Genomic DNA, 24,423 nt, shown 5'->3' with positions numbered 1-24,423 from the left:
AAGAGGGTGTGAAGTGAACAAGTGGTGGATACCTGCCCTGGCGGCAGTCAGCGTGCTGCACGGCTGTACCAGCGTCCCGCGTGGCAACATTCCGGTGGTCGATTCGAGCACCCGGGTTTCGAACAGCGAGCGCATTGCGGCCAACCGCACCTCGGCCTACCCGACCAGCGGCGGCAGCAGCCAGGCGCAGGCGTTGCCCGAGGACTCCGGCGTGACCGTGATGATCCCGCAGGGCACCGGCGGCGCGCCGATCCAGTCGTTCCCGGCCGGCAGCGGCGCGGCACCGATCAGCACCGGCCCGATCACACCAGGCCCGGTCAGCAGCGCCCCGATCGCGACCAACCCCAACCCGGTCGCCGACGAGCCCTTCGACATCGCCTCGATGAGCAACCCGGCACCGGTCACCAGCGCGCCAACCGGCATTCCGCGCGGTAATGTCTCCGGCGGTGGCCTGTCCGCCGACGAACAGCTCGACGGCCCGGTACTGGCATTGCTGACCACCGCCCAGCAGCAGCAGGGCAGTGGCGACTTCAATGGCGCCGCCTCGAGCCTGGAGCGTGCCCAGCGCATCGCCCCGCGTGAGCCGCAAGTGCTGTTCCGCCTGGCCCAGGTGCGCCTGTCGCAAGGTGACGCGGCGCAGTCGGAGCAACTGGCCCGCCGTGCCCTGACCTACGCCAACGGTCGCCCCGACCTGCAGGCGCAGCTTTGGAATACCATCGCTCAGTCCCGCGAGAAGCAGGGTGACAGCGCTGGCGCGGCTCTGGCGCGGCAGAAGGCGCGGGTCAACCTGTGATGGAACAGCGCATCCTCGACATCGCCGACCACCTGCTGCTGATCGAGCGCGAGCTCAAGGTCCAGGGCTGGTGGAGCGACGCCGCGCCCAGCCCAGAAGCACTGGCCAGCGTGGTGCCGTTCGCGGTCGACAGCATGGCCTTCGAGCAGTGGCTGCAATGGATCTTCCTGCCACGCATGAAGCTGATTCTCGAGCACGGCCACCCGCTGCCCAATGCTTCCGGCATCCTGGTGATGGCTGAAACGGTGTTCGTCGACCGTCCGGAACAAAGCCGCGAACTACGGCGGCTGCTGGCAGAATTCGACCAATTGATCAGTCCTTCCGCCTGATTTCTTCTCTTTTTCCTGTTAGGGCCGCAGATTGTGGCCCTTTTTTATGGAAATCTTAATATTCCTGCTGCTGTGCGCCTTTTTAGTGGTGCTGGAAATTCATCTTGCCGAAAAATTGGCAATAATTTCTCTTGACTTGTGCGCGCCGAATCACAAGAATCCAGATTCCGCTGTAGAGGGACTGCCAGAAGCAGACCCGCTAAGCAGATCATGAGGCGCACACCCGCGCCGACTTGTAACACCCCGCAACGCGTTACCTCGCGCTGGGTGGGAAGGCCCGCAACACACCAGGGCAGTCCCAATACTTGCTCAGTCAGTGCTGACGTTCGCTCATGCTCTGCTTGGCAGTAAACCTATTAAGACCCGCTCAGTGAGGGCGGTATTCTGGCGTTTTAGAGGTGAACAACGTGGAGCTTTTATCTGGCGCTGAGATGGTCGTCCGCTTCTTGCGTGACGAAGGCGTTAAGCACATCTACGGGTACCCTGGTGGTGCTCTCCTTCATGTTTACGATGCCCTGTTCAAGGAACCGGAAGTCCAGCACATCCTGGTTCGTCACGAGCAGGCTGCCACCCATATGGCGGACGGTTACGCCCGCGCCACCGGCAAGGCCGGCGTGGTGCTGGTGACTTCCGGCCCTGGCGCGACCAATGCCATCACCGGCATTGCCACCGCCTACATGGATTCCATACCGATGGTCATCCTGTCTGGCCAGGTGCCCAGCACCATGGTCGGTACCGACGCGTTCCAGGAAACCGACATGATCGGTATTTCCCGGCCGATCGTGAAGCACAGCTTCATGATCAAGCACGCTTCGGAAATCCCTGAAGTCCTGAAAAAAGCGTTCTATCTTGCGCAATCCGGCCGTCCCGGCCCGGTAGTGGTCGACATTCCAAAAGATATGACCAACCCGGCCGAGAAGTTCGAGTACATCTACCCGAAAAAGGTCAAGTTGCGTTCGTACAGCCCAGCCGTGCGCGGCCACTCCGGCCAGATCCGCAAGGCGGCCGAAATGCTCCTCGCGGCCAAGCGCCCGATCGTCTACTCCGGCGGCGGCGTAATCCTGGGTGGCGGCTCCGAAGCCCTCACCGAAATCGCCAGGTCGCTGAACCTGCCGGTCACCAACACCTTGATGGGCCTCGGTGGCTTCCCCGGCACCGACCGCCAGTTCCTCGGCATGCTCGGCATGCACGGCAGCTACACCGCCAACATGGCCATGCACCACGCCGACGTGATCTTCGCCGTCGGTGCGCGTTTCGACGACCGCGTGGTCAACGGCCCGGCCAAGTTCTGCCCGAACGCCAAGATCATCCACATCGACATCGACCCGGCGTCGATCTCCAAGATGATCAAGGCTGACGTACCGATCGTCGGCCCGGTCGAAAGCGTGCTCAGCGAAATGCTCACCATCTTGAAAGAGATCGGTGAGCAGCCCGACAAGGCCGCGATCGACGCCTGGTGGAAGCAGATCGACGAATGGCGCGGCGACGGTGAGCTGTTCCCCTACGACAAGGGCGACGGCAACATCATCAAGCCGCAGCAGGTGATCGAGACCCTGTGCGAAGTCACGAAAGGCGACGCCTTCGTCACCTCCGACGTGGGCCAGCACCAGATGTTCGCGGCGCAGTACTACCGCTTCAACAAACCCAACCGCTGGATCAACTCCGGTGGCCTGGGCACCATGGGCTTCGGCTTCCCCGCGGCCATGGGCGTCAAGCTCAACTTCCCCGACCAGGACGTGGCCTGCGTTACCGGTGAAGGCAGCATCCAGATGAACATCCAGGAGCTGTCCACCTGCATGCAGTACGGTTTGCCGGTGAAGATCGTCAACCTGAACAACGGTGTGTTGGGCATGGTCCGCCAATGGCAGGACATGTCCTACAACGGTCGTCACTCGCACTCCTACGTCGAGTCGCTGCCGGACTTCGTCAAGCTGGCCGAGGCCTATGGCCATGTGGGTATCCGCATCACCAGCCTGAAAGACCTCAAACCGAAACTCGAAGAGGCTTTCGCGATGAAGGACCGCCTGGTGTTCATCGACATCGCGGTCGACCGGACCGAGCACGTCTATCCGATGCAGATCAAGGACGGCTCGATGCGTGACATGTGGCTGAGCAAGACGGAGCGTACCTGATATGCGGCACATCATCTCCTTGCTGCTGGAAAACGAACCCGGTGCCTTGTCTCGCGTGGTCGGCCTGTTCTCCCAGCGCAACTACAACATTGAAAGCCTGACCGTGGCACCGACCGAAGACCCGACCCTGTCGCGTCTGACGCTGACCACCGTTGGCCATGACGAAGTGATCGAACAGATCACCAAGAACCTGAACAAGCTGGTCGAAGTGGTCAAGCTTGTCGACCTGTCGGAAAGCGCCCACATCGAGCGCGAACTGATGCTGGTCAAGGTCAAGGCCACCGGTGCCCAGCGTGCTGAAATCAAGCGCACCACGGACATCTTCCGTGGCCAGATCGTCGACGTGACCGCCAGCGTGTACACCGTGCAGCTGAGCGGTACCAGCGACAAACTGGACAGCTTCATCCAGGCCATCGGCACCGCATCGATTCTCGAAACCGTGCGCAGTGGCGTCACCGGCATTGCCCGTGGCGACAAAGTGCTCAGCATCTAACTTCAAAAATTAGCGATGGCTCCGCAGGGGCCGAGATATAACCAGGGGTATTTTCATGAAAGTTTTCTACGACAAAGACTGCGACCTCTCCATCATCCAGGGCAAGAAAGTCGCCATCATCGGTTACGGTTCGCAAGGCCACGCCCAGGCGTGCAACCTGAAGGACTCCGGTGTGGATGTCACCATCGGTCTGCGTAAAGGTTCGGCCACCGTGGCCAAGGCCGAAGCCCACGGCCTGAAAGTGACCGACGTTGCCACTGCCGTCGCTGCCGCCGACCTGGTCATGATCCTCACCCCGGACGAATTCCAGGGCCAGCTGTACAAGCAAGAGATCGAGCCGAACATCAAGAAAGGCGCCACCCTGGCCTTCTCCCACGGCTTCGCGATCCACTACAACCAGGTCGTTCCGCGTGCCGACCTCGACGTGATCATGATCGCGCCGAAGGCCCCGGGCCACACCGTGCGCTCCGAGTTCGTCAAAGGCGGCGGCATCCCTGACCTGATCGCCATCTACCAGGACGCCTCGGGCAACGCCAAGAACGTCGCCCTGTCCTACGCTTCGGGCGTGGGCGGTGGCCGTACCGGCATCATCGAAACCACCTTCAAGGACGAGACCGAAACCGACCTGTTCGGTGAGCAGGCCGTTCTCTGCGGCGGTACTGTCGAGCTGGTCAAGGCTGGTTTCGAAACCCTGGTCGAAGCCGGTTACGCGCCGGAAATGGCCTACTTCGAGTGCTTGCACGAGCTGAAGCTGATCGTCGACCTCATGTACGAAGGCGGCATCGCCAACATGAACTACTCGATCTCCAACAACGCCGAGTACGGTGAGTACGTCACCGGCCCAGAAGTCATCAACGAAGAATCCCGCAAGGCCATGCGCAATGCTCTTAAGCGCATCCAGGACGGCGAGTACGCGAAGATGTTCATCTCCGAAGGCGCCACCAACTACCCATCGATGACCGCCAAGCGCCGCAACAACGCCGCCCACGGCATCGAAATCATCGGCGAGCAGCTGCGCTCGATGATGCCGTGGATCTCGGCCAACAAGATCGTCGACAAGACCAAGAACTAAGGTCCTGCTTCGATAAATGAAAAACGCGGCTTCGGCCGCGTTTTTTCGTTTGCGCGGCCAGCTTCTGGTATAAAGCGACCAGTGGCTCGCCGTCAGCACCCGTTTCGCGAGCCCATGTCGAACATATTCCACCCTGTTGCAAGGTACTTTTCATGAGCGAACGTCCCGAAGAGCCGAACAAGCCCTCCGACGCCGAAAGCCTGCTACCTGTCGATGAGCATGTCGAGGAAGGCCACGATGCCGAAGGGCGCAAGGTCCGCCACCGCGGTATCTACCTGCTGCCCAACCTGTTCACCACCGCGAACCTGTTCGCCGGCTTCTATTCCATCATCAGTTCGATGAGCGCGCAGAGCGCGGGCGACCCGCGCGAGGCTAGCAAGTATTTCGCCTTCGCCGCGATTGCGATCTTCGTTGCCATGGTGCTCGACAGCCTTGATGGCCGCGTGGCACGCATGACCAACACCCAGAGCGCCTTCGGTGCCGAGTACGACTCGCTGTCGGACATGGTTGCCTTTGGTGTGGCGCCGGCGCTGCTGGCCTTTGGCTGGGCATTGGGCGACATGGGCAAGGTCGGCTGGATGGTCGCCTTCATCTATGTGGCGGGCGCGGCACTGCGCCTGGCGCGCTTCAACACCCAGGTCGGTACCGCCGACAAGCGCTACTTCATCGGCTTGGCCAGCCCGGCCGCGGCCGGCGTGGTGGCCGGTACCGTGTGGGCGTTCAGCGACTATGGTATCCAGGGCTCCAAGCTGTCGTTCCTGGTGGCCTTGCTGGTGGCCGCTGCGGGCATGCTGATGGTCAGCAACATCAAGTACAACAGCTTCAAGGAGCTGGACCTCAAGGGCCGTGTACCGTTCGTTGCGATCCTGGCCGTGGTGCTGGTGTTCGCCGTGGTGTTCAGCGACCCACCCCGCATCCTGCTGCTGATCTTCCTCGGTTACGCGATTTCCGGCCCGGTGCAGTACCTGCTGCGTGGCCGTCGTCGCAAAGTCTGAATGATTTAATCGCGGAATAACCTGCCGGCTCCATAGTCTTATGGGTACATCAGTTGCCCATACTGTGGAGCCGCCATGCTCATCAAGCTATCCCGTGCTTCCGACTGCAAGCCGTCGGACGTCACCCCCGAAGACATCTACCTTTCACGTCGTACCCTGCTGGGTGGTGCTGCGGCCGGCTTGGCCCTGGGCGCACTTCCGCGCCTGAGTAAGGCAGCCGAGCCCTCGCGTTATGCCGATGCCGCCGCCGGCAATGCACCTGCCTGGTTCGCCGACAAGCTGGCGGCGACTCGCTGGCAGGCAGTGACCGTAAGCGGCGAGGCGATTACGCCGTTCAAGGATGCCACCCACTACAACAACTTCTACGAGTTCGGGCCTGACAAGGGCGACCCGGCGGCCAATGCCGGCAGCCTCAAGACCGAACCATGGAGCCTGGTGGTCGATGGCGAGGTGACCAAGCCTGGCCGTTATGCGTTGGAAGACTTCGTCAAACCCTACCAGCTCGAGGAGCGCATCTATCGGTTGCGCTGTGTCGAGGCCTGGTCGATGGTCATCCCGTGGCTGGGCTTTCCCTTGTCCGAGGTGCTCAAGCAGGTCGAGCCCACTTCGAAGGCGCGTTATATCCGATTCGAAACCCTGCAGGATCCCAAGAGCATGCCTGGGCAGCGCTCGGGCTTCGCCCTGATCGACTGGCCCTATGTGGAAGGTTTGCGCTTGGACGAGGCAATGAATCCGTTGGCGATCCTGGCGGTGGGCATGTATGGCCGCGAGCTGGCCAACCAGAACGGTGCGCCGCTGCGTCTGGTGGTGCCGTGGAAGTATGGCTTCAAGAGCATCAAGTCGATCGTGCGCATCAGCCTAGTGGCGGAGCAGCCGCGCACCACTTGGCAGGGGCTGGCGCCGGACGAGTATGGCTTCTATGCCAACGTCAACCCGACGGTCGACCACCCGCGCTGGACCCAAGCCCGGGAGCGGCGGCTGCCCAGCGGGCTGTTCAGTCCCAATGTGCGTGACACACTGATGTTCAATGGCTACGCCGATGAAGTGGCGTCGCTGTATACCGGGCTCGATCTGCGGAAGAACTACTGATGCGCTATCCCTGGTTTCGCCTGGCGATCTTCGTGTTGGGTTGCCTGTTTCCGTTGTGGTGGTTCTATGAAGCCGCCATGGGGCTGCTTGGGCCGGACCCGGGGAAGATCATGATGGACCGGCTTGGGTTGGGGGCATTGGTATTTCTCCTGATCACCCTGAGCATGACGCCGCTGCAGCGGCTGACTGGTTGGTCGGGGTGGATCGTGGTGCGTCGCCAGCTGGGGTTGTGGTGCTTTGCTTATATAGTGCTGCACCTGGTTTCCTATCTGGTGTTCATCCTCGGTCTGGACTGGGGGCAGTTCGGGGTGGAGCTGCGCAAGCGGCCCTACATTATTGTGGGTGCGCTGGGTTTCCTTGGGTTGTTGGCGTTGGCGGTCACGTCCAATCGGTATAGCCAGCGGCGGCTGGGGGCGCGCTGGAAGAAGCTGCATCGGCTGGTTTATGTGATTCTCGGGTTGGGGTTGCTGCATTTCTTGTGGATCGTGCGTTCGGATCTGAAGGAGTGGGCGATCTATGCGGGGATTGGTGGGGTGCTGCTGGTGATGAGGATTCCGCCGGTGTGGCGGCGGGTGCCGCGGTTGATGGGTGGGCGGGGGAGGGCGGCGTAAAGTAGGTTGGGTTTGCAGGGTGTCTGTCTTGGTTTCTCCGGCGCCCTGTAGATCGAGCGCCGCCCGCGCGGCGCATCGCGGATGAATCCGCTCCTACCTCTATTGCAACGTGCCGCACCTGTGAGGCCATGGTTGCCCGCCTTCTCGCCCGCCGCCATACCGTATCGTGCCAAACCTGTAGGAGCGGATTCATCCGCGATGCGCCGCAAGGCGGCGCTCGATCCCAAGGGCGGTGCAGGTGCTGAGCACACGCCTGGTGGCCGTGATGCGGTCATTTCGCTAATTATTTGAAATTATTGAAATTAAAGGTTGACGGGGTTTCAGATCCCCTTATAATGCGCCCCACTTCCAGCGACAACGGAACGCGAAACTCCTTGAGAATCAACGAGTTAAGCGAGTTCGAAGGTGCTGGAAGGGCTTCGGTTTCACATCGAAAGCGGTGAAAAAGGTGGTTGACAGCAGGTTGTAACGCTGTATGATTCGCCTCCCGCTACGAGAGATCGCAGCGAGTTAAGCGGTTGAAGTTGAACGAAAAACTTCGAAAATAACGCTTGACACGAAATGAGGTTAGCGTAGAATGCGCGCCTCGGTTGAGACGAAACGCTCTTAACCAATCGCTCTTTAACAAATTGAATCAAGCAATTCGTGTGGGTGCTTGTGAGTACGGGCTGATAGTCACCAAGATTATCAGCATCACAAGTGGCCATGCGAGAAATCACATAGTCATTTGAGATTGCTGAGCCAAGTTTAGGGTTTCTTAAAAACCCAAGCAGTATTGAACTGAAGAGTTTGATCATGGCTCAGATTGAACGCTGGCGGCAGGCCTAACACATGCAAGTCGAGCGGATGACGGGAGCTTGCTCCTTGATTCAGCGGCGGACGGGTGAGTAATGCCTAGGAATCTGCCTGGTAGTGGGGGACAACGTTTCGAAAGGAACGCTAATACCGCATACGTCCTACGGGAGAAAGCAGGGGACCTTCGGGCCTTGCGCTATCAGATGAGCCTAGGTCGGATTAGCTAGTTGGTGGGGTAATGGCTCACCAAGGCGACGATCCGTAACTGGTCTGAGAGGATGATCAGTCACACTGGAACTGAGACACGGTCCAGACTCCTACGGGAGGCAGCAGTGGGGAATATTGGACAATGGGCGAAAGCCTGATCCAGCCATGCCGCGTGTGTGAAGAAGGTCTTCGGATTGTAAAGCACTTTAAGTTGGGAGGAAGGGCAGTAAGTTAATACCTTGCTGTTTTGACGTTACCGACAGAATAAGCACCGGCTAACTCTGTGCCAGCAGCCGCGGTAATACAGAGGGTGCAAGCGTTAATCGGAATTACTGGGCGTAAAGCGCGCGTAGGTGGTTCGTTAAGTTGGATGTGAAAGCCCCGGGCTCAACCTGGGAACTGCATCCAAAACTGGCGAGCTAGAGTATGGTAGAGGGTGGTGGAATTTCCTGTGTAGCGGTGAAATGCGTAGATATAGGAAGGAACACCAGTGGCGAAGGCGACCACCTGGACTGATACTGACACTGAGGTGCGAAAGCGTGGGGAGCAAACAGGATTAGATACCCTGGTAGTCCACGCCGTAAACGATGTCAACTAGCCGTTGGAATCCTTGAGATTTTAGTGGCGCAGCTAACGCATTAAGTTGACCGCCTGGGGAGTACGGCCGCAAGGTTAAAACTCAAATGAATTGACGGGGGCCCGCACAAGCGGTGGAGCATGTGGTTTAATTCGAAGCAACGCGAAGAACCTTACCAGGCCTTGACATGCAGAGAACTTTCCAGAGATGGATTGGTGCCTTCGGGAACTCTGACACAGGTGCTGCATGGCTGTCGTCAGCTCGTGTCGTGAGATGTTGGGTTAAGTCCCGTAACGAGCGCAACCCTTGTCCTTAGTTACCAGCACGTTATGGTGGGCACTCTAAGGAGACTGCCGGTGACAAACCGGAGGAAGGTGGGGATGACGTCAAGTCATCATGGCCCTTACGGCCTGGGCTACACACGTGCTACAATGGTCGGTACAGAGGGTTGCCAAGCCGCGAGGTGGAGCTAATCTCACAAAACCGATCGTAGTCCGGATCGCAGTCTGCAACTCGACTGCGTGAAGTCGGAATCGCTAGTAATCGCAAATCAGAATGTTGCGGTGAATACGTTCCCGGGCCTTGTACACACCGCCCGTCACACCATGGGAGTGGGTTGCACCAGAAGTAGCTAGTCTAACCTTCGGGGGGACGGTTACCACGGTGTGATTCATGACTGGGGTGAAGTCGTAACAAGGTAGCCGTAGGGGAACCTGCGGCTGGATCACCTCCTTAATCGACGACATCAGCCTACTGATGAGCTCCCACACGAATTGCTTGATTCATTGTGTAAAGACGATGCTGTAACGCGACCCTGTTATAGGTCTGTAGCTCAGTTGGTTAGAGCGCACCCCTGATAAGGGTGAGGTCGGCAGTTCAAATCTGCCCAGACCTACCAATTACTTGGTGCGGCCTAGAATACGGGGCCATAGCTCAGCTGGGAGAGCGCCTGCCTTGCACGCAGGAGGTCAGCGGTTCGATCCCGCTTGGCTCCACCACTCTTTCAGGTTTCGCAGCACTGCTCAGAACTTAGAAATGAGCATTCGGTGATGAATGTTGATTTCTGACTTTTGTCAGATCGTTCTTTAAAAATTCGGATATGTGATAGAAATAGACTGAACACCAGTTTCACTGCTGGTGGATCAGGCTAAGGTAAAATTTGTGAGTTCTGCTCGAAAGAGCGACGTGCGAATTTTCGGCGAATGTCGTCTTCACAGTATAACCAGATTGCTTGGGGTTATATGGTCAAGTGAAGAAGCGCATACGGTGGATGCCTTGGCAGTCAGAGGCGATGAAAGACGTGGTAGCCTGCGATAAGCTTTGGGGAGTCGGCAAACAGACTGTGATCCAGAGATCTCTGAATGGGGGAACCCACTCAGCACAAGCTGAGTATCTTGTACTGAATACATAGGTGCAAGAGGCGAACCAGGGGAACTGAAACATCTAAGTACCCTGAGGAAAAGAAATCAACCGAGATTCCCTTAGTAGTGGCGAGCGAACGGGGACCAGCCCTTAAGCTGGTTTGAGATTAGTGGAACGCTCTGGAAAGTGCGGCCATAGTGGGTGATAGCCCCGTACACGAAAATCTCTTGCCAGTGAAATCGAGTAGGACGGAGCACGAGAAACTTTGTCTGAACATGGGGGGACCATCCTCCAAGGCTAAATACTACTGACTGACCGATAGTGAACCAGTACCGTGAGGGAAAGGCGAAAAGAACCCCGGAGAGGGGAGTGAAATAGAACCTGAAACCGTATGCGTACAAGCAGTGGGAGCCTACTTTGTTAGGTGACTGCGTACCTTTTGTATAATGGGTCAGCGACTTATATTCAGTGGCGAGCTTAACCGAATAGGGGAGGCGTAGCGAAAGCGAGTCTTAATAGGGCGCTTTAGTCGCTGGGTATAGACCCGAAACCGGGCGATCTATCCATGGGCAGGTTGAAGGTTAGGTAACACTGACTGGAGGACCGAACCGACTACCGTTGAAAAGTTAGCGGATGACCTGTGGATCGGAGTGAAAGGCTAATCAAGCTCGGAGATAGCTGGTTCTCCTCGAAAGCTATTTAGGTAGCGCCTCATGTATCACTGTAGGGGGTAGAGCACTGTTTCGGCTAGGGGGTCATCCCGACTTACCAAACCGATGCAAACTCCGAATACCTACAAGTGCCGAGCATGGGAGACACACGGCGGGTGCTAACGTCCGTCGTGAAAAGGGAAACAACCCAGACCGTCAGCTAAGGTCCCAAAGTCATGGTTAAGTGGGAAACGATGTGGGAAGGCTTAGACAGCTAGGAGGTTGGCTTAGAAGCAGCCACCCTTTAAAGAAAGCGTAATAGCTCACTAGTCGAGTCGGCCTGCGCGGAAGATGTAACGGGGCTCAAACCATGCACCGAAGCTACGGGTATCACCTTTGGTGATGCGGTAGAGGAGCGTTCTGTAAGCCTGTGAAGGTGAGTTGAGAAGCTTGCTGGAGGTATCAGAAGTGCGAATGCTGACATGAGTAACGACAATGCGAGTGAAAAACTCGCACGCCGAAAGACCAAGGTTTCCTGCGCAACGTTAATCGACGCAGGGTTAGTCGGTCCCTAAGGCGAGGCTGAAAAGCGTAGTCGATGGAAAACAGGTTAATATTCCTGTACTTCCAGTTATTGCGATGGAGGGACGGAGAAGGCTAGGCCAGCTTGGCGTTGGTTGTCCAAGTTTAAGGTGGTAGGCTGAGATCTTAGGCAAATCCGGGATCTCAAGGCCGAGAGCTGATGACGAGTGCTCATTAGAGCGCGAAGTGGTTGATGCCATGCTTCCAAGAAAAGCTCCTAAGCTTCAGATAACTGGGAACCGTACCCCAAACCGACACAGGTGGTTAGGTAGAGAATACCAAGGCGCTTGAGAGAACTCGGGTGAAGGAACTAGGCAAAATGGCACCGTAACTTCGGGAGAAGGTGCGCCGGTGAGGGTGAAGCACTTGCTGCGTAAGCCCACGCCGGTCGAAGATACCAGGCCGCTGCGACTGTTTATTAAAAACACAGCACTCTGCAAACACGAAAGTGGACGTATAGGGTGTGACGCCTGCCCGGTGCCGGAAGGTTAATTGATGGGGTTAGCGCAAGCGAAGCTCTTGATCGAAGCCCCGGTAAACGGCGGCCGTAACTATAACGGTCCTAAGGTAGCGAAATTCCTTGTCGGGTAAGTTCCGACCTGCACGAATGGCGTAACGATGGCGGCGCTGTCTCCACCCGAGACTCAGTGAAATTGAAATCGCTGTGAAGATGCAGTGTATCCGCGGCTAGACGGAAAGACCCCGTGAACCTTTACTATAGCTTTGCACTGGACTTTGAGCTTGCTTGTGTAGGATAGGTGGGAGGCTTTGAAGTGGGGACGCCAGTTCTCATGGAGCCATCCTTGAAATACCACCCTGGCAACCTTGAGGTTCTAACTCAGGTCCGTTATCCGGATCGAGGACAGTGTATGGTGGGTAGTTTGACTGGGGCGGTCTCCTCCCAAAGAGTAACGGAGGAGTACGAAGGTGCGCTCAGACCGGTCGGAAATCGGTCGTAGAGTATAAAGGCAAAAGCGCGCTTGACTGCGAGACAAACACGTCGAGCAGGTACGAAAGTAGGTCTTAGTGATCCGGTGGTTCTGTATGGAAGGGCCATCGCTCAACGGATAAAAGGTACTCCGGGGATAACAGGCTGATACCGCCCAAGAGTTCATATCGACGGCGGTGTTTGGCACCTCGATGTCGGCTCATCACATCCTGGGGCTGAAGCCGGTCCCAAGGGTATGGCTGTTCGCCATTTAAAGTGGTACGCGAGCTGGGTTTAGAACGTCGTGAGACAGTTCGGTCCCTATCTGCCGTGGACGTTTGAGATTTGAGAGGGGCTGCTCCTAGTACGAGAGGACCGGAGTGGACGAACCTCTGGTGTTCCGGTTGTCACGCCAGTGGCATTGCCGGGTAGCTATGTTCGGAAGAGATAACCGCTGAAAGCATCTAAGCGGGAAACTTGCCTCAAGATGAGATCTCACTGGAGCCTTGAGCTCCCTGAAGGGCCGTCGAAGACTACGACGTTGATAGGTTGGGTGTGTAAGCGCTGTGAGGCGTTGAGCTAACCAATACTAATTGCCCGTGAGGCTTGACCATATAACACCCAAGCAATCTGCACATGAACGCAGATTGTGGTGGTGAAGACGAAAGAACCGAAAGTTCGCAGCTTCACAAAGATCACATATCCGAATTCGCTGGAGTATCCATCTGGATCTTCTGGCAACAGAATTTCTTGACGACCATAGAGCATTGGAACCACCTGATCCCATCCCGAACTCAGCAGTGAAACGATGCATCGCCGATGGTAGTGTGGGGTTTCCCCATGTGAGAGTAGGTCATCGTCAAGATTCATTTCGCAAAACCCCTATCTGCGCATGCAGGTAGGGGTTTTGTCTTTGCGCCCAAGAAACACGCGCCCTCTGTAGGAGCCGGCCTTGCCGGCGAACACCGGCTATGCCGGTGCCAGCCACCGCGTCGCGCCCTTCGCCGGCAAGCCGGCTCCTACGAATATAGAGGTGTGACCCGAACATGGGCACAGTTCCTCACAAGGGTCGTCTCCCATAATTCGAGTCAGAACACTAGAATAGAGCCGACGCATCCATTCAGAACTTCCCTATGCCCAACCCTTCCGATCCCGAAGCGCTCGCGCAATTGCCGCTGGATGATCTCGTGGCCTGCCACGAGTGCGACCTGCTGATGCGCAAGACGACGCTACAGAATGACGAGAAGGCCCATTGCCCGCGGTGTGGCTATGAGCTCTACGCTCACCGCCACAATGTCGTCAATCGCAGCCTCGCCCTGGTACTGACAGCCTTGTTGCTCTACGTGCCGGCCAACTTCCTGCCGATCATGCAGCTGCACCTGCTGGGCCAGACCTCCGACGACACGGTCTGGAGTGGCGTGCTCGGCCTGTACAACTCACAGATGCGTGGCATTGCCGTTGTCGTGTTCCTCTGCAGCATGGCTATCCCATTGCTCAAGCTGCTGTGCCAGCTGCTTGTGCTGCTGAGCATCCGCCTGAACATCGGCCGTAGTTACGGCCTGCTGATCTATCGTATCTACCACCACCTGCGTGAGTGGGGGATGCTCGAGGTCTATTTCATGGGCGTGCTGGTGGCCATCGTCAAGCTGGTCGACCTGGCCGAGCTGAGCATCGGCCTTGGCCTGTTCTGCTTCATCAGCCTATTGCTGGTCCAGGTATGGCTGGAGGTGGTGATGTCACCCCACCAGATCTGGGTGGCGTTGTCCGGGGAGGATGCCCATGCGGGCGATTGATGCCGGTATCCTGATCTGCAACGAGTGCCATGAGCTCAACCGGCACGAGCCTGATAGCACTTCGCAGGCCTGCACCCGTTGTGGCGCCGTGGTCCATGCGCGCAGGCCCAACAGCATCGCGCGCACCTGGGCGCTGCTGATCACGGCGATGGTGCTCTACATCCCGGCCAACGTGCTGCCGATCATGACCGTCAGCGCCTTGGGCCAGGGCAGCCCCGACACGATCATGTCCGGGGTCATCACCCTGCTCAAGCACGGCATGCTCCCTATCGCCGCGGTAGTGTTCATCGCCAGCATCCTGGTGCCGACCTTCAAGCTGGTCGGCATCGCCCTGCTGCTGTACTCGGTGCAACGCCACCAGCCGCTGTCGGCGCGCCAGCGCATCCTCATGTACCGCTTCATCGAATTCATCGGCCGCTGGTCCATGCTCGACATCTTCGTCATCGCCATCCTCGTGGCGGTGGTGAATTTCGGTCGCATTGCCAGTGTCGAAGCCAACCTGGGCGCCGTCGCCTTCGCCACCGTGGTGATCCTGACGATGCTCGCCGCCTTAACTTTCGATCCCCGACTGATCTGGGACAACACGGAGTCGGATGACGACCATGAGTGACTTGCCTACGGCTAAAACCCGCCCCGCTTCAAACTGGTCGGCCATCTGGATCCTGCCGCTGATTGCCCTGGCCATCGGCGGCTGGCTGGCCTGGCAGGCCTATCGCGACGCCGGCATCGAAATCCAGGTGCGCTTCGAGACCGGTGAAGGCATCGTCGCCAACAAGACCGAGGTCATCTACAAGGGGATGTCGGTGGGCAAGGTCACCGCCCTGGTGCTGGACAACAAGGGCGATAACCGAGGCGTCGTCGCCACCATCGAGATGAGAAAGGAAGCGGGGCCGCACCTGACCACTGGGACGCGGTTCTGGCTGGTGAAGCCGAGTGTCAGTCTGGCCGGTATCTCGGGCCTGGAGACGCTGGTTTCCGGCAACTACATTGCCGTGGATCCGGGGGAGGGCGAGTTGACCAAGCGTTATACCGCGCTCAAGGAGGCGCCCCCTCTGTCTGACGAGGAGCCTGGCCTGCACCTGACCCTGAAGGCCGAACGCCTTGGCTCGCTCAATCGTGACAGCCCAGTCTTCTATAAGCAGATCCAGGTGGGTCGAGTGAAGAGCTACCGGCTTTCCGAGGACCAGAACACGGTGGAGATCAAGGTCTTCATTGTGCCTGCCTATGCGAGCCTGGTGCGCAAGCACACGCGTTTCTGGAATGCCAGCGGGGTCAGTATCGACGCCGACCTTTCCGGCGTGAAAGTGCGTACCGAGTCGCTGTCGAGCATCGTCGCCGGCGGTATTGCCTTCGCCACGCCCGAGAATCGCAAGGACAGCCCGCCCACCGACCCAAGCCTGCCGTTCCGCTTGTACGAGGATTTCGATGCTGCCCAGGCCGGCATCCGCGTGAAGGTCAAACTCAGTGACTTCGAGGGCCTGCAGAAAGGTCGTACACCGGTTCTCTATAAAGGCATCCAGGTCGGCACGCTAAAGGACCTGAAGATTGAAGGTGACCTCTCCAACGCCACGGCCGAGCTGACCTTGGACCCATTGGCCGAAGACTATCTGGTCGAGGGGACGCAGTTCTGGGTGGTCAAGCCGTCCATCTCGCTTGCTGGTATCACCGGCCTTGAGGCCTTGGTGAAGGGCAACTACATCGCCGTTCGCCCGGGTGAGCCGGGTGCCAAGCCCCTGCGCGAGTTCGAGGCGCGCGCCAAAGCGCCGCCGCTGGACTTGAAGGCCCCTGGCCTGCACATGGTGCTGTTCGCCGACACCCTGGGTTCGCTGGAGGTGGGCAGCCCGGTCATGTATCGCCAGGTGCGCGTGGGTAGCGTGCAGAGCTACCAGTTCGCGCGTAACAGCAAGCGGATCCTGATCGGCGTGCACATCGAAAAGGAGTACGCCAACCTGGTCAACGGCTCCACGCGTTTCTGGAATGCCAGCGGTATCACCCTGACCGGTGGGCTGTCGGGTATTCAGGTCAAGAGTGAGTCGTTGCAGACCCTCATGGCGGGCGGTATCGCCTTCGACACCCCAAAGCCCGACGTGCCGCTCAAGCGTCGCATCCCGCGCTTCCGCTTGCATGAAAGCCAGGATGCGGCCAACCGTGCCGGTACCTTGGTCACCATCCGTGTCGAGCGTGCCGATGGCCTCAAGCCCGGCACGCCAATCCGCTTCCGCGGGCTCGATGTGGGCAGCGTCGAAAGCGTCGACCTGACGAGCGACTTGCAGGCTGTGCTGCTCAGGGCGCGCATCACCCAGTCGGCGGAGCGTATCGCCCGTGCCGGGACGCAGTTCTGGGTGGTCAAGCCAGCATTGGGCCTGGTACGTACCGAGAACCTCGACACGCTGGTGGGTGGCCAGTACCTGGAAGTGTTGCCGGCGCTCAAGGACAAGGGGCCGCAGCGCGATTTCATTGCACTTGCCGATGCGCCTGAAGTGAAAGGTGAGGAGGTCGGCCTGCCGCTGACCCTGAGTGCACCGCGGCGCGGCTCGATCAAGCCGGGCGTGCCGGTGACCTATCGTGAGGTCACCGTGGGCAAGGTCGTTGGATTCGAGCTGGGGCAGACTGCCGACCGGGTACTTATCCACATCCTTATCGAGCCACGCTACGCAGGCCTGGTGCGCGGTGGCAGCCGGTTCTGGAACAGCAGTGGGTTTGGCTTCGACTGGGGGCTGTTCAAGGGCGCCACGGTGCGTACTGAGTCCGTGGAAACGCTGATTGCAGGCGGCATCGCCTTCGCCACTCCGGATGGTGAGCAGATGGGTAACCCGGCGCGGCCGCAGCAGACCTTTGCCTTGTTCGACAAGCCCGAGGATGCGTGGCTGGAGTGGGCGCCGAAGATTCAGATCGGCAAGTGATTGAAAGTGGGGTCGCCAAGCGGCTCCATCGGCCTGTAGGAGCCGGCTTGCCGGCGAATGCATCGATATGGGCGATACACATGTGTCGTCTGTGCTTGCCCTTTCGCCAGCAAGGCTGGCTCCTACGGGGTGCGGAGCACGGCAGCGGCAAATCACAGGCATAAAAAAACCGACCCTAGGGTCGGTTTTTTCGACAAGAACGTCGCTTAGGCAGCTGCAGCTTCTTTCAGCGCCTTGATGTGGCCATTCAGACGGCCTTTGTGGCGAGCAGCTTTGTTCTTGTGGATGATGCCCTTGTCGGCCATACGGTCGATTACAGGCACAGCCAGAACGTAAGCGGCTTGCGCTTTTTCGGCGTCTTTTGCGTCGATGGCCTTGACTACATTCTTGATGTAGGTGCGGACCATGGAACGCAGGCTGGCGTTGTGGCTGCGACGCTTCTCAGCCTGTTTTGCACGTTTCTTGGCGGAAGGTGTGTTGGCCACCGTCGAGCTCCTCGAAAGACTTTAGGTAAATAGCAAACAAAATAGGCCGCGAATCATGCCGACGAGTCGAACGGATGTCAAGGCCACCTGCAAGGTTCCGCCGAGTGGTGGGTCGATGAGCGGAAAGATTCCTTTCTGCGGCGCGACCTGTAAACTCGGGAATTTTTGGCTCCCCTGCGAAGGCGCGGGAGTATCGCACATTCGGACGCTGTCTGGCAGCGCCCTCTGCCCTTGGCGTGAAACTTTTCGATGAACCTGCTCAAATCCCTGGCCGCAGTCAGCTCGATTACCATGATTTCCCGGGTGCTCGGCTTCGTGCGCGACACCATCCTGGCACGGGTTTTCGGTGCCGGCGTCGCCACCGACGCCTTCTTCATCGCCTTCAAGCTGCCCAACCTGCTGCGGCGAATCTTCGCCGAGGGGGCATTCTCCCAGGCCTTCGTGCCCATCCTGGCCGAGTACAAGACCCAGCAGGGCGAGGAGGCCACCCGCACCTTCATCGCCTATGTGAGCGGCTTGCTGACCCTGGCCCTGGCCCTGGTCACCGTGATCGGCGTCCTCGCCGCCCCCTGGGTGGTCTGGGCCACGGCGCCCGGTTTTGTCGACAGCACCGAAAAGTACGAGCTGACCACCTCGCTGCTGCGGGTGACCTTTCCTTATATATTGCTGATCTCGCTGTCGTCGCTGGCCGGGGCCATCCTCAACACCTGGAACCGCTTCAGCGTGCCGGCCTTCACGCCGACCCTGCTCAACGTGGCGATGATCGCCTTCGCCGTGTTCCTCACGCCCTACTTCGACCCACCCATCATGGCCCTGGGCTGGGGCGTGCTGGCCGGCGGCCTGGCGCAGTTGCTGTACCAGCTGCCAGCACTGAAGAAGATCGGCATGCTTGTGCTGCCACGCCTGAACCTGCGAGATGCCGGCGTATGGCGGGTGCTCAAGCAGATGCTGCCGGCTATCCTTGGCGTGTCGGTGAGCCAGATCTCGCTGATCATCAACACCATCTTCGCCTCCTTCCTGGTGGCGGGGTCGGTGTCGTGGATGTACTACGCCGACCGCCTGATGGAGCTGCCCTCCGGCGTGCTGGGCGTGGCGTTGGGCACCATCCTGCTGCCCACCTTGGCCAAGACCTACGCCAACAAGGACCGTGAAGAGTATTCGCGGATCCTCGACTGGGGCCTGCGCCTGTGCTTCCTGCTGGTGTTGCCCTGCACCCTGGCCCTGGCGATCCTCGCCGAGCCGTTGACCGTGGCGCTATTCCAGTACGGCAAGTTCACGGCCTTTGACGCTGCCATGACCCAGCGCGCGCTGATCGCCTATTCGGTAGGCCTGCTGGCAATCATCCTGGTCAAGGTACTGGCACCTGGCTTCTATGCGCAGCAGAATATCCGCACGCCGGTGAGGATCGCGATCTTCACCCTGGTCTGCACCCAGCTGTTCAACCTGGCCCTGGTCGGCCCGCTGGCTCACGCCGGCCTGGCCCTGGCGATCAGCCTGGGGGCCTGCCTCAACGCCGGCTTGCTGTTCTGGAAACTGCGCAGCCAGCGGTTGTACCAGCCGCAGCCGGGCTGGACAGTGTTCCTGCTCAAGCTGGTACTGGCGGTCACCTTGATGTCGGCCGTGCTGCTGCTGGGCATGCACTACCTGCCGGCCTGGGCGCAGGGCGACATGCTGGCGCGCTTCCTGCGCCTGGGCGGCCTGATCGCGGCCGGCGTAGTGACCTACTTCGGCTGCTTGTTCCTGTGTGGTTTCCGCCCACGGCATTTCGCCCGCAAGGCGTTGCACTGAGGCGGTAAAAAGGGTCAGGCGTCGGTTTTTCGCATTCCATGCCCCAAGGGGGCGCTGCCGCCTGTCGTCAGCGCCCGGGTGTGGTTATAATCGGCCACTTTATGAGCAAGAAGCGCGTTATGCAGCTGGTTCGAGGTCTTCACAACCTGCGCCCCGAGCACCGGGGCTGTGTCGCCACCATTGGCAACTTCGACGGGGTCCACCGGGGTCACCAGGCGATCCTCGCGCGCCTGCGCGAACGCGGCCAGGCGCTGGGCCTGCCCACCTGCGTGGTGATCTTCGAACCCCAGCCGCGCGAATATTTCGCCCCCGACACCGCGCCGGCCCGCCTTGCGCGCCTGCGCGACAAGGTCGAGCTGCTGGCTGGCGAAGGTATCGACCGGGTGCTGTGCCTGGCCTTCAACCAGCGCCTGAGCAAGCTCAGCGCCTGTGAGTTCGTCGAGCAGATCCTGGTCGATGGCCTGGGCGTGCGCCACCTCGAGGTGGGGGACGACTTCCGCTTCGGTTGCGATCGCGCCGGCGACTTCGGCTTCCTGATCGAGTCCGGCAAGCAGCACGGTTTCACCGTCGAAGCCGCCAACACCGTGATCCAGGACGGCCTGCGGGTCAGCAGCACCGAAGTGCGCAAGGCCCTGGCCGATGGCGACTTCGAACTGGCCGCGCACCTGCTGGGTCGCCCTTATCGCATCACCGGCCGGGTACTGCACGGCCAGAAGCTGGCCCGCCAGCTCGGAACACCCACTGCCAACATCCAGCTCAAGCGCCGTCGCGTGCCGCTGTCCGGGGTCTACCTGGCCAGCATCGAGATCGATGGCAAGGCCTGGCCGGGTGTCGGCAACATCGGCGTGCGCCCCACCGTCAGCGGTGACGGGCGCCCCCACCTGGAGATTCATCTTCTGGACTTCGCCGGCGACCTGTACGGCCGGCGCCTGACGGTGGAGTTCCACCACAAGCTGCGTGAAGAGCAGCGTTTCGCCTCCCTGGAGGCGCTGAAGTCGGCGATCGACGCGGACATCGCCGCCGCACGTGCCCACTGGCACGCTCAACCGCTAACGAAGAGCCTGAAATGACCGACTACAAAGCCACGCTTAACCTTCCGGACACCGCCTTCCCCATGAAGGCCGGCCTGCCTCAGCGCGAACCGCAGATCCTGCAGCGCTGGGACAGTATTGGCCTGTACGGTAAGTTGCGCGAGATTGGCAAGGACCGTCCGAAGTTCGTCCTGCACGACGGCCCGCCCTATGCCAACGGCAAGATCCACATCGGTCATGCGCTGAACAAGATTCTCAAGGACATGATCGTCCGCTCCAAGACCCTGTCCGGCTTCGACGCCCCCTACGTGCCGGGCTGGGACTGCCACGGCCTGCCGATCGAGCACAAGGTCGAAGTTACCCACGGCAAGCATCTCACCGCCGACCGCACCCGCGAGCTGTGCCGCGAGTACGCCGCCGAGCAGATCGAAGGGCAGAAGACCGAGTTCATCCGCCTGGGCGTGCTGGGTGATTGGGACAACCCGTACAAGACCATGAACTTCGCCAACGAGGCCGGCGAAATCCGCGCCCTGGCTGAAATGGTCAAGCAAGGCTTCGTGTTCAAGGGCCTGAAGCCTGTGAACTGGTGCTTCGATTGTGGCTCGGCGCTGGCTGAAGCCGAGGTCGAATACGCCGACAAGAAATCCCAGACCATCGACGTCGCCTTCCCGGTCGCCGATGCCGACAAGCTGGCTGCCGCCTTCGGCCTGAGCGCGCTGGCCAAGCCCGCCGCCATCGTGATCTGGACCACCACCCCGTGGACCATCCCGGCCAACCAGGCGCTGAACATCCACCCGGACTTCAAGTACGCCCTGGTCGACACCGGCGAGCGCCTGCTGGTGCTGGCTGAAGAGCTGGTCGAGTCGTGCCTCAAGCGCTACAACCTGGAAGGCTCGGTCATCGCCACCGCCCAAGGTTCGGCGCTGGAACTGATCAACTTCCGCCACCCGTTCTACGACCGCCTGTCGCCGATCTACCTGGCTGAATACGTCGAGCTGGGCGCCGGTACCGGCGTGGTTCACTCCTCGCCGGCCTACGGTGAAGACGACTTCGTCACCTGCAAGCGCTACGGCATGGTCAACGAGGACATCCTCACCCCGGTGCAGAGCAACGGCGTGTACGTCGAGTCGCTGCCGTTCTTCGGCGGCCAGTTCATCTGGAAGGCCAACCCGGCCATCGTCGACAAGCTCAGCGAAGTCGGCGCGCTGATGCACACCGAAACCATCAGCCACAGCTACATGCACTGCTGGCGCCACAAGACCCCGCTGATCTACCGCGCCACCGCGCAGTGGTTCGTGGGCATGGACAAGCAGCCGAGCACCGGCGAGCCACTGCGCGAGCGCGCGCTCAAGGCCATCGAAGAGACCAAGTTCGTCCCGGCCTGGGGCCAGGCGCGCCTGCACTCGATGATCGCCAACCGCCCGGACTGGTGCATCTCGCGTCAGCGCAACTGGGGCGTGCCGATCCCGTTCTTCCTCGACAAGCAGACCGGCGAGCTGCACCCGCGCACCGTCGAACTGATGGAAGAAGTGGCCAAGCGCGTCGAGCAGGAAGGCATTGAGGCCTGGTTCAAGCTGGACGCCCAGGAACTGCTGGGTGACGAAGCTGGCCAGTACGACAAGATCACCGACACCCTCGACGTGTGGTTCGACTCCGGCACCACCCACTGGCACGTACTGCGCGGCTCCCACGACATCGGCCATGCCACCGGCCCACGCGCCGACCTGTACCTGGAAGGCTCCGACCAGCACCGCGGCTGGTTCCACTCCTCCCTGCTGACCGGTTGCGCCATCGACGGCCACGCGCCGTACCGCGAGCTGTTGACCCACGGCTTCACCGTGGACGAGAACGGCCGCAAGATGTCCAAGTCGCTGGGCAACACCATCGAGCCGCAGAAGGTCAACGACACCCTGGGTGCCGACATCCTGCGCCTGTGGGTCTCGGCCACCGACTACTCCGGCGAGATGGCCGTTTCCGAGCAGATCCTGCAGCGCAGCGCCGACGCCTACCGCCGCATCCGCAACACCGCGCGCTTCCTGCTCTCCAACCTGTCCGGCTTCGACCCGGCCCGCGACCTGCTGCCGGCCGAAGACATGCTGGCCCTGGACCGCTGGGCGGTCGACCGCACATTGCTGCTGCAGCGCGAGCTGGAAGAGCACTACAGCGAGTACCGTTTCTGGAACGTCTACTCCAAGGTGCACAACTTCTGCGTGCAGGAGCTGGGCGGCTTCTACCTCGACATCATCAAGGACCGCCAGTACACCACCGGCGCCAACAGTGTCGCCCGCCGTTCCTGCCAGACCGCGCTGTATCACATCAGCGAGGCGCTGGTGCGCTGGATCGCGCCGATCCTGGCGTTCACCGCCGACGAGATCTGGCAGTACCTGCCGGGCGAGCGCAACGAATCGGTGATGCTCAACACCTGGTACGAAGGCCTGAGCGAACTGCCGGCCGACGCTGAACTGGACCGCGCCTACTGGGACCGTGTTATGGCGGTCAAGGCGGCGGTCAACAAGGAGCTGGAGAACCAGCGTACCGCCAAGGTCATCGGCGGCAACCTGCAGGCCGAAGTCACCCTGTTCGCCGAGGAAGGCTTGACCGCCGACCTGAACAAGCTGGGCGACGAGCTGCGCTTCGTGCTGATCACCTCGGCCGCCAGCGTGGTGCCGTTCGTCCAGGCCCCGGCCGACGCCGTGACAACCGAAGTCGAAGGCCTCAAGCTGAAGGTCGTCAAGTCCGGCCACGCCAAGTGCGGCCGCTGCTGGCACTTCCGCGCCGACGTCGGTAGCCACCCGGAGCATCCGGAAATCTGCGGCCGTTGCGTCGACAACCTGAACGGCTCTGGTGAGGTGCGCCACTATGCCTAATGCTTCCGCGGGGCGCTTCGGGCGCCTTGCCTGGCTCTGGCTGAGCCTGGTGGTCCTGGTCCTCGACCAGGCCACCAAGGTCTACTTCGAAGGCGCGCTGAGCCTGTACCAGCAGATCGTGGTCATCCCTGACTACTTCAGCTGGACCCTGGCCTACAACACCGGCGCGGCGTTCAGCTTCCTGGCCGACAGCTCCGGCTGGCAGCGCTGGCTGTTCGCGGTGATCGCCGTCGTGGTCAGCGCCGTGCTGGTGGTCTGGCTCAAGCGCCTGGGGCGCGACGAAACCTGGCTGGCCGTGGCGCTGGCGCTGGTGCTGGGCGGCGCGCTGGGCAACCTGTACGACCGCGTCGTGCTGGGCCATGTGGTCGACTTCATCCTGGTGCACTGGCAGAACCGTCACTATTTCCCGGCCTTCAACCTGGCCGACAGCGCCATTACCGTGGGTGCGGTGATGCTGGCGCTGGACATGTTCAAGAGCAAGAAGTCCGAGGAAACTGTCCATGACTGAGACCCGCATCGGCCAGAACACCGAAGTCACCTTGCACTTCGCGCTGCACCTGGAAAACGGCGACACCGTCGACAGCACCTTCGACAAGGCCCCGGCCACGTTCAAGGTCGGCGACGGCAACCTGCTGCCGGGTTTCGAGAGTGCCCTGTTCGGCTTCAAGGCCGGTGACCAGCGCAAGCTGACCATCGCCCCGGAGAACGCTTTCGGCCAGCACAACCCGCAGAACGTGCAGGTGATGCCGCGTTCGCAGTTCGAAGGCATGGAGCTGTCCGAAGGGCTGCTGGTGATTTTCAACGACGCCGCCAACACTGAGCTGCCAGGCGTGGTGAAGGTGTTCGACGACAACCAGGTGACTATCGACTTCAACCATCCACTGGCCGGCAAGACCCTGAACTTCGAGGTGCAGATCCTCGACGTGAAGGCCTTGTGAGCC

General features: G+C 60.2%; 17 protein-coding genes, 2 tRNA genes and 3 rRNA genes. 21 read left to right on the top strand and 1 reads right to left on the bottom strand.

Features of this window, described 5'->3' with window-relative positions:
• Window positions 1–13 precede the first annotated feature (13 nt).
• From PSEEN_RS21800 to PSEEN_RS21725, 16 genes are all read left to right on the top strand, one after another.
• Window positions 14–793: a tetratricopeptide repeat protein gene (locus PSEEN_RS21800; protein ID WP_011535738.1), complete on the top strand. Its 780-nt coding sequence runs from the start codon at window positions 14–16 to the stop codon at window positions 791–793.
• Window positions 790–1,122, top strand: coding sequence for a YqcC family protein (locus tag PSEEN_RS21795; RefSeq protein WP_044488470.1), 333 nt, complete (start codon window positions 790–792; stop codon window positions 1,120–1,122). Before PSEEN_RS21800 ends, PSEEN_RS21795 begins: the two co-directional genes overlap by 4 nt.
• Before the next feature lie 407 nt (window positions 1,123–1,529).
• A complete protein-coding gene (locus PSEEN_RS21790) occupies window positions 1,530–3,254 on the top strand; it encodes an acetolactate synthase 3 large subunit (RefSeq protein WP_011535736.1) in 1,725 nt (574 codons plus the stop codon).
• Between the two features lies 1 nt (window position 3,255).
• Window positions 3,256–3,747: an acetolactate synthase small subunit gene (gene ilvN, locus PSEEN_RS21785; RefSeq protein ID WP_003250040.1), complete on the top strand. Its 492-nt coding sequence runs from the start codon at window positions 3,256–3,258 to the stop codon at window positions 3,745–3,747.
• A gap of 55 nt (window positions 3,748–3,802) precedes the next feature.
• Window positions 3,803–4,819: a ketol-acid reductoisomerase gene (gene ilvC, locus PSEEN_RS21780; RefSeq protein WP_011535735.1), complete on the top strand. Its 1,017-nt coding sequence runs from the start codon at window positions 3,803–3,805 to the stop codon at window positions 4,817–4,819.
• A gap of 152 nt (window positions 4,820–4,971) precedes the next feature.
• Window positions 4,972–5,814: a CDP-diacylglycerol--serine O-phosphatidyltransferase gene (gene pssA, locus PSEEN_RS21775; RefSeq protein WP_011535734.1), complete on the top strand. Its 843-nt coding sequence runs from the start codon at window positions 4,972–4,974 to the stop codon at window positions 5,812–5,814.
• A gap of 75 nt (window positions 5,815–5,889) precedes the next feature.
• Complete coding sequence (gene msrP, locus PSEEN_RS21770) at window positions 5,890–6,903, top strand: protein-methionine-sulfoxide reductase catalytic subunit MsrP (protein ID WP_011535733.1); 1,014 nt, start codon at window positions 5,890–5,892, stop codon at window positions 6,901–6,903.
• Window positions 6,903–7,514, top strand: a complete 612-nt coding sequence (gene msrQ / locus PSEEN_RS21765; protein WP_011535732.1) for a protein-methionine-sulfoxide reductase heme-binding subunit MsrQ — start codon at window positions 6,903–6,905, stop codon at window positions 7,512–7,514. The genes msrP and msrQ overlap by 1 nt, the downstream gene beginning before the upstream one ends.
• A 777-nt stretch (window positions 7,515–8,291) precedes the next feature.
• Window positions 8,292–9,828 (top strand): 16S ribosomal RNA (locus PSEEN_RS21760).
• Between the two features lie 86 nt (window positions 9,829–9,914).
• Window positions 9,915–9,991: transfer RNA gene (locus PSEEN_RS21755), tRNA-Ile, on the top strand.
• A gap of 24 nt (window positions 9,992–10,015) precedes the next feature.
• Window positions 10,016–10,091 (top strand) — tRNA-Ala (locus PSEEN_RS21750).
• A gap of 245 nt (window positions 10,092–10,336) precedes the next feature.
• Window positions 10,337–13,229: ribosomal RNA gene (locus PSEEN_RS21745) — 23S ribosomal RNA — on the top strand.
• 135 nt (window positions 13,230–13,364) lie between these two features.
• A 5S ribosomal RNA gene (gene rrf, locus PSEEN_RS21740) occupies window positions 13,365–13,480 on the top strand.
• Together the 16S, 23S and 5S rRNA genes with 2 tRNA genes alongside form the textbook arrangement of a ribosomal RNA operon.
• Window positions 13,481–13,748: 268 nt before the next feature.
• On the top strand, window positions 13,749–14,408 hold the full coding sequence (locus tag PSEEN_RS21735) for a paraquat-inducible protein A (RefSeq protein ID WP_011535731.1): 660 nt from the start codon (window positions 13,749–13,751) through the stop codon (window positions 14,406–14,408).
• Window positions 14,395–15,018, top strand: a complete 624-nt coding sequence (locus tag PSEEN_RS21730) for a paraquat-inducible protein A (protein WP_011535730.1) — start codon at window positions 14,395–14,397, stop codon at window positions 15,016–15,018. The genes PSEEN_RS21735 and PSEEN_RS21730 overlap by 14 nt, the downstream gene beginning before the upstream one ends.
• Window positions 15,011–17,311 carry a PqiB family protein gene (locus tag PSEEN_RS21725; RefSeq protein WP_011535729.1) on the top strand — a complete coding sequence of 767 codons (2,301 nt, stop codon included), beginning with the start codon at window positions 15,011–15,013 and terminating at the stop codon, window positions 17,309–17,311. Before PSEEN_RS21730 ends, PSEEN_RS21725 begins: the two co-directional genes overlap by 8 nt.
• A gap of 206 nt (window positions 17,312–17,517) precedes the next feature.
• Here PSEEN_RS21725 and rpsT read toward each other — a convergent pair whose 3' ends face one another.
• Window positions 17,518–17,796 carry a 30S ribosomal protein S20 gene (gene rpsT / locus PSEEN_RS21720; protein WP_003247625.1) on the bottom strand — a complete coding sequence of 93 codons (279 nt, stop codon included), beginning with the start codon at window positions 17,794–17,796 and terminating at the stop codon, window positions 17,518–17,520.
• A gap of 249 nt (window positions 17,797–18,045) precedes the next feature.
• Between rpsT and murJ the strand changes: the two genes are divergently transcribed.
• From murJ to PSEEN_RS21695, 5 genes are all read left to right on the top strand, one after another.
• Window positions 18,046–19,584: a murein biosynthesis integral membrane protein MurJ gene (murJ, locus tag PSEEN_RS21715; RefSeq protein WP_011535728.1), complete on the top strand. Its 1,539-nt coding sequence runs from the start codon at window positions 18,046–18,048 to the stop codon at window positions 19,582–19,584.
• A 119-nt stretch (window positions 19,585–19,703) separates the two neighbouring features.
• Window positions 19,704–20,654, top strand: coding sequence for a bifunctional riboflavin kinase/FAD synthetase (ribF, locus tag PSEEN_RS21710; RefSeq protein ID WP_011535727.1), 951 nt, complete (start codon window positions 19,704–19,706; stop codon window positions 20,652–20,654).
• On the top strand, window positions 20,651–23,482 hold the full coding sequence (ileS, locus tag PSEEN_RS21705) for an isoleucine--tRNA ligase (protein ID WP_011535726.1): 2,832 nt from the start codon (window positions 20,651–20,653) through the stop codon (window positions 23,480–23,482). Before ribF ends, ileS begins: the two co-directional genes overlap by 4 nt.
• Complete coding sequence (lspA, locus tag PSEEN_RS21700; RefSeq protein WP_011535725.1) at window positions 23,475–23,990, top strand: signal peptidase II; 516 nt, start codon at window positions 23,475–23,477, stop codon at window positions 23,988–23,990. The genes ileS and lspA overlap by 8 nt, the downstream gene beginning before the upstream one ends.
• Window positions 23,983–24,420 (top strand): FKBP-type peptidyl-prolyl cis-trans isomerase, encoded by a 438-nt coding sequence (locus tag PSEEN_RS21695; protein ID WP_011535724.1) that lies wholly within the window; start codon window positions 23,983–23,985, stop codon window positions 24,418–24,420. The genes lspA and PSEEN_RS21695 overlap by 8 nt, the downstream gene beginning before the upstream one ends.
• The last annotated feature ends 3 nt before the right edge of the window (window positions 24,421–24,423 follow it).

Origin of the sequence: Pseudomonas entomophila L48 (assembly GCF_000026105.1) — a bacterium.
Classification (GTDB): Bacteria; Pseudomonadota; Gammaproteobacteria; order Pseudomonadales; family Pseudomonadaceae; genus Aquipseudomonas; species Aquipseudomonas entomophila.
This window is presented reverse-complemented; position numbering and strand designations above follow the sequence as displayed.